Source organism: Daejeonella sp., assembly GCF_044342615.1.
GTDB lineage: Bacteria > Bacteroidota > Bacteroidia > Sphingobacteriales > Sphingobacteriaceae > Daejeonella.
This window is the reverse complement of record NZ_JBIIPN010000172.1, coordinates 1-4,762: the sequence shown is the minus strand read 5'-3', so window position 1 is coordinate 4,762 and position 4,762 is coordinate 1. Positions and strand designations below refer to the sequence as shown.

Genomic DNA, 4,762 nt, shown 5'->3' with positions numbered 1-4,762 from the left:
CACTTTTTTCAATATTCTCATTGCCTCAAGCATGGTGATTGTTCCAGTAGCATTATCAGTTGCTCCAGTTCCACCATCCCAAGAATCGAAGTGTGCTGAAAGAATAACATATTCCTCAGGCTTTTCTGTCCCTTTAATTTCAGCAATAGTATTGAATGTTGGAACCATACCCAATTCTTTTGAGTCGGCACGGATACTGATTTTCGGACCAACACCTGATTCAGCTAATCGGTATAGCATGCCATAATCTTCAAGAGCAATATCTATAGTCGGAATTTTTGTTGTTTGAGCACTAAAAATTTTGTTTACGCCAAAACCTGCCGACCAGTTTGAAGTGATAACACCAGCAGCACCTGCTTTTTCAAGCGCTAAAGCAAGATTTTTCCCGCTTAAGCCAGTTTTGCTTAAACGATTACGCCATTCAGCGCCAGCTTTCGTGCGCTCAGCCTTCATTTTTTCGAAAGATTCTTTGGTACCAAATTCTTCCCAGTTCTTATCATCTCTACCAGTAGGTTGTTGCATCGAGATCATAACAAACTTACCTTTTACCGACGGCAACCAATTTTTAAAAGCAGTTGAATCAGCAAGATCAGCAATGATTATTGCTTCACCAGTAACGGTTTTGCCTGATGTATTTGGGCTCCACGCTAATTGCATTCCCTCTAGAGATTTTACGCGTGGATGAACCATATCAATATGGGTAATGCCTCTTTCCCAGCCGCGCCATTCACCCCATTGCTCATTCTTTGCAGAAATGCCCCAACTTTGGTATTTTGAAACCGCCCAGTCATGAGCTTGCTTCATTTGTGGAGTTCCAACTAGCCTTGGTCCTACACCATCAGTTAGCTCATGCGCTAATTTTTTTAATTGTGAATTTTCACTCGCCTCTTTGATAATAGCCTGAACTACAGGATCTTTGCTTTGGGCGTAAAGTTGACTTCCCGATAGTATCAAGGAAAGTGATAGAAGGTAAAATGATTTTCTCATGGAATTAATTAGTCTAATAAAATTAGGTTATCTAATCTAAGATATAAAAAAGCTTTAATAGGAAGCTTAAGATATGTAAATATTACATTGATATAAATCTAAATCTTCTTGTAATTGTATTTTTATCGTGATTTTTAAATCTTCTCAATAATTCTTACTAATTTTCAATGTTTAAAAATTATCTAATGTTTCAATATTCTCTACCTAGTCCTAAATTTTTTTCTTTTTTTACTCTTTTACTATTGTCTCAATACATTGCCTTTGCACAGCCAAAGTTCTCCGGAATGGAGCATCTTTTTACACAGCCTAAGCAATATACCGTAGTTTATAATGCAACAGCGCCAATAATTGATGGGAAATTGGATGATAAGGTATGGCAAAATATACCATGGACAGATAAATTCGTAGATATTGAGGGCGACAAAAAACCTCTGCCATTATGGAATACCCGCACTAAAATGACTTGGGATGATAAAGGACTTTATATTGCTGCCGAATTACTCGAACCTCACGTTTGGGCATACCTTAAAAACTATGATGATATCGTTTTTTATGATAATGATTTTGAGATTTTTATAGATCCAGATAATGATACCCACCAATATTATGAATTCGAAGTTAATGCTTTAAATACCATGTTTGACTTGTTTATGCCCAAACCCTATCGAAACAGTAGCGGTCCGATGATTGTTTATAACGCACCAGGAATGAAGTGGGCTGTGGATGTTCAAGGGACAATAAATGACCCTAGTGATATAGATAAAGGCTGGACTACCGAAATATTTATTCCTTTTGGTGCTGTTAATATTGGTGTTAACCCCAAAGTTCCTCTAGATGGTGAATTTTGGCGTATTAATTTTTCAAGAGTAGAATGGCTAACAGAAATAAAAGATGATAAATATGTGAAATTGAAAGATGCAAATGGAAAAGTACTTCCAGAACATAATTGGGTTTGGTCTCCACAAGGAGTAGTTAATATGCATTTCCCGGAGCGTTGGGGATATTTATTTTTCAGTAAACCTGAAGGTGGTTCCAAGACTAATAATAATTCACTCCCATATTCTGAAGAGCAAAAAAAATATCTATGGCATGTTTATTATCTTCAAAAAGAATATCTTCAGAAAAATAAGACTTATGCTTCAAATTTATCTCAATTGGGTATTCAGGACAGTACTTTTGACCTTAAAGGTTTTGAAAACAAGCTTTGGATGGAAGCAACTAGCAGGCAGTTTATGGTGTATATCAGCAATGATCAACACACGTTTTCTTTAAATGATGAAGGTCTTGTTCAAACAATAAAACAGAGATAGAATTGAATACTATTTGATATTTAAATACCTAGCAATCAATTCTATTAGCTAAATGCTATTCTAATCTACTGTAACTGTCAGGCCTTCTTGTTGTAATATTTTTCTGTATATCTCAACTTCTGTATAAGAACCCTCTAAAACAGTGCATTTGCCATCATTATGGACAGTCCATGCGATGCGTTCAGCTTGTTTTTCTGTATAGTCAAGGTATTTTACTAAGCAATTTATGACGTGCTCAAAAGTATTGGTATCGTCGTTCCAGAGTATCAGGCGATGATTAACTTTTAACGCTGCTAATACTTCTTCAAGCGTTAGTGTTTCTTCCTGTACCTCTGTTCCCATTTTGCAAAGTTCGTTATTTCGAATCGAATTTAAAAACGGACTATTCTTGAATTATTGCAGTCACTTCAATTTCAATAAGTAGCTCGGGCTTGATCAGCCGACTGACTTCTATCATGCTTGTAGCTGGTTTAATATTTTTAAAAAATTCGGAATGCGCTCTGCCGGCTTCTTCCCATTTACTGATATCAGTAACATACATCCGCGTACGAACCACATCCTTTATTGATGCACCAGCTTCAGTAAGTGTTTTTTCAATTTTCTGAAAGATGAAAATAGTTTGGAAATACAGGTCGCCTTTGCCCATTACTGTTTCACCGTCAACGGATGTGGTACCTGAGATCTCTATTTGATTTCCTATGCGGACGGCTCTGCTATATCCTACCAGATCCTCCCATACTGCTCCAGACGATATATTGACGCGCTTCATTTGATATTTAACTTCCTTTAGCCGAACGTGTCATCATCTCTAGCATATCCCACATTTCTGGAGTTATGGCTTCAAGTCCGTTAAACTGTCCAGCCCCCTGCAACCATTCTCCTCCATCAATTGTGATTACTTCCCCATTAATATAGCCTGAAAAATCAGACATTAAGAACGCGGCCAAATTTGCAAGCTCTTGATGATCTCCTACACGTTTTAAAGGAACACGATTTTTAAAATCAAACTTTTTAGCCATATCTCCAGGAAGAAGTCTGTCCCATGCCCCTTTAGTTGGAAAGGGACCTGGAGCAATGGCATTGTTTCTGATGCCATATTTACCCCATTCTGCGGCTAATGAGCGTGTCATGGCTAATACACCACCTTTAGCACAGGCCGAGGGGACAACGTATCCTGAACCTGTAAATGCATAGGTAGTCACAATATTTAAAATTGTTCCAGCTTGCTTTTCTTTAATCCAATGTTTGCCTACCGCCATGGTGCAATTGGCCGTACCTTTCAATACAATATCTATTATCGTAGAAAAGGCATTCGCTGATAATCTTTCAGTAGGTGAAATAAAGTTCCCCGCAGCATTGTTAAGTAATCCATGAACTTGTCCGAAACTTTCTAGCGTCTTACTTAGCACTTCTTCCACCTCTTCAGGCTTACGAACATCACATTGGACAGCCAATACCTTTGCGCCTGTTTTATTGCTACTAGCGGCTTCCTCTTCCATTTCTGAGGCAGTTTTTAGTAGCACATCTAATTTTCTACTTGTAATTACAACATTAGCCCCAAGTTTCAAGAAATAGGTGCTCATGGCTCTTCCTAAACCAGTGCCTCCACCTGTCACTATTATTGTTTTGCCACTTAGTGCATCATCACGTAACATAGGTTCATTATACATATCAGGCTGATTTTTGTTGTAAATTCTGAATAATTGTTTTTAGTATGGAACGTGTAGATGGCGACCACCACTGTGCTAGCATCGGCCCAAGCATATCTGTAGGATCCTGACTTACTTTCTCAAGGAGTTCTTTTCGCATATTCATTTTGCTCTGCTGCCAAGTATTGCGTTCCAACTGTATGTAAGTTAGCATTTTGCGTTCTGCAGCATGTAAAATACTTTCTGGATTGACCACCTCATCAATTAAACCACTAGCCAGAGCTTGTTGTGTATTTAAGAGTTTTCCTTCCAGTAAAAAACGGTAGGCATTTGGCTGCCCTAACCAAAATGAATAAAGATGAAAAATGCTCTCAGGGACGATAATCCCCACTGGGACTTCATTTAAACCAATAATGAATTTACCTTCGGCCATAATTCTGTAGTCACAGCAAAGGGCAAGTACGCAACCACCTGCGGGACTATGGCCACTGATGGCTGCGATCATTGGCTTTTTGAAGGATACTAAACTTGTTACAAGGTCTAAAAAGTCAATCCAAAAACTTTTTATTGTTTCCTCATCATAATCAAAAAGCTCGATAAGATCTAGGCCCGCTGAGAAAAACCCATCCTGACCCGTTAAAATTAAACCTGCAATTGAATCATCATTTTCAATGTTTCTAAGCATTTGATGCAGTTCATTCACCATTTCCGCGTTTATAGCATTCGAGCGACCTCGATTTAATGAAAGGACGGCAATTTTATCTTTTATATTAACTTTTATCGTGTTCATGTTTATTTTACGCTATATCTGAATAT

At 37.9% G+C, this 4,762-nt stretch carries 6 protein-coding genes; 1 reads left to right on the top strand and 5 read right to left on the bottom strand.

Annotated features, from left to right (window positions below; all coding sequences use genetic code 11):
- The coding region (locus ACIQ0D_RS11670) for a M28 family peptidase (RefSeq protein ID WP_395805808.1) at nt 1-987 on the bottom strand (987 nt) is incomplete at its 3' end.
- Between the two features lie 242 nt (nt 988-1,229).
- Here ACIQ0D_RS11670 and ACIQ0D_RS11665 point away from each other — a divergent pair.
- Nucleotides 1,230-2,297 carry a carbohydrate-binding family 9-like protein gene (locus ACIQ0D_RS11665; protein WP_395805806.1) on the top strand — a complete coding sequence of 356 codons (1,068 nt, stop codon included), beginning with the start codon at nt 1,230-1,232 and terminating at the stop codon, nt 2,295-2,297.
- 60 nt (nt 2,298-2,357) lie between these two features.
- On the opposite strand, the gene ACIQ0D_RS11660 is transcribed toward ACIQ0D_RS11665, so the two are convergent.
- From ACIQ0D_RS11660 to ACIQ0D_RS11645, 4 genes are read right to left on the bottom strand one after another with little or no spacing between them, the layout of a single operon-like run.
- Nucleotides 2,358-2,639, bottom strand: coding sequence for an ATP-dependent Clp protease adaptor ClpS (locus tag ACIQ0D_RS11660; protein ID WP_395805804.1), 282 nt, complete (start codon nt 2,637-2,639; stop codon nt 2,358-2,360).
- A 40-nt stretch (nt 2,640-2,679) separates the two neighbouring features.
- Nucleotides 2,680-3,066, bottom strand: coding sequence for a RidA family protein (locus tag ACIQ0D_RS11655; protein WP_395805802.1), 387 nt, complete (start codon nt 3,064-3,066; stop codon nt 2,680-2,682).
- A 7-nt stretch (nt 3,067-3,073) separates the two neighbouring features.
- On the bottom strand, nt 3,074-3,967 hold the full coding sequence (locus tag ACIQ0D_RS11650) for an SDR family oxidoreductase (protein ID WP_395805800.1): 894 nt from the start codon (nt 3,965-3,967) through the stop codon (nt 3,074-3,076).
- Nucleotide 3,968: 1 nt separating this feature from the next.
- Nucleotides 3,969-4,736, bottom strand: a complete 768-nt coding sequence (locus ACIQ0D_RS11645) for an enoyl-CoA hydratase/isomerase family protein (protein WP_395805798.1) — start codon at nt 4,734-4,736, stop codon at nt 3,969-3,971.
- Between the last annotated feature and the right edge of the window lie 26 nt (nt 4,737-4,762).

Coding starts and splice junctions, on each gene's coding strand:
- ACIQ0D_RS11660 (WP_395805804.1), bottom strand. CDS start 2,639: ATGGGAACAGAGGTACAGGAAGAAACACTAACGCTTGAAGAAGTATTA.
- ACIQ0D_RS11655 (WP_395805802.1), bottom strand. CDS start 3,066: ATGAAGCGCGTCAATATATCGTCTGGAGCAGTATGGGAGGATCTGGTA.
- ACIQ0D_RS11650 (WP_395805800.1), bottom strand. CDS start 3,967: ATGTATAATGAACCTATGTTACGTGATGATGCACTAAGTGGCAAAACA.
- ACIQ0D_RS11645 (WP_395805798.1), bottom strand. CDS start 4,736: ATGAACACGATAAAAGTTAATATAAAAGATAAAATTGCCGTCCTTTCA.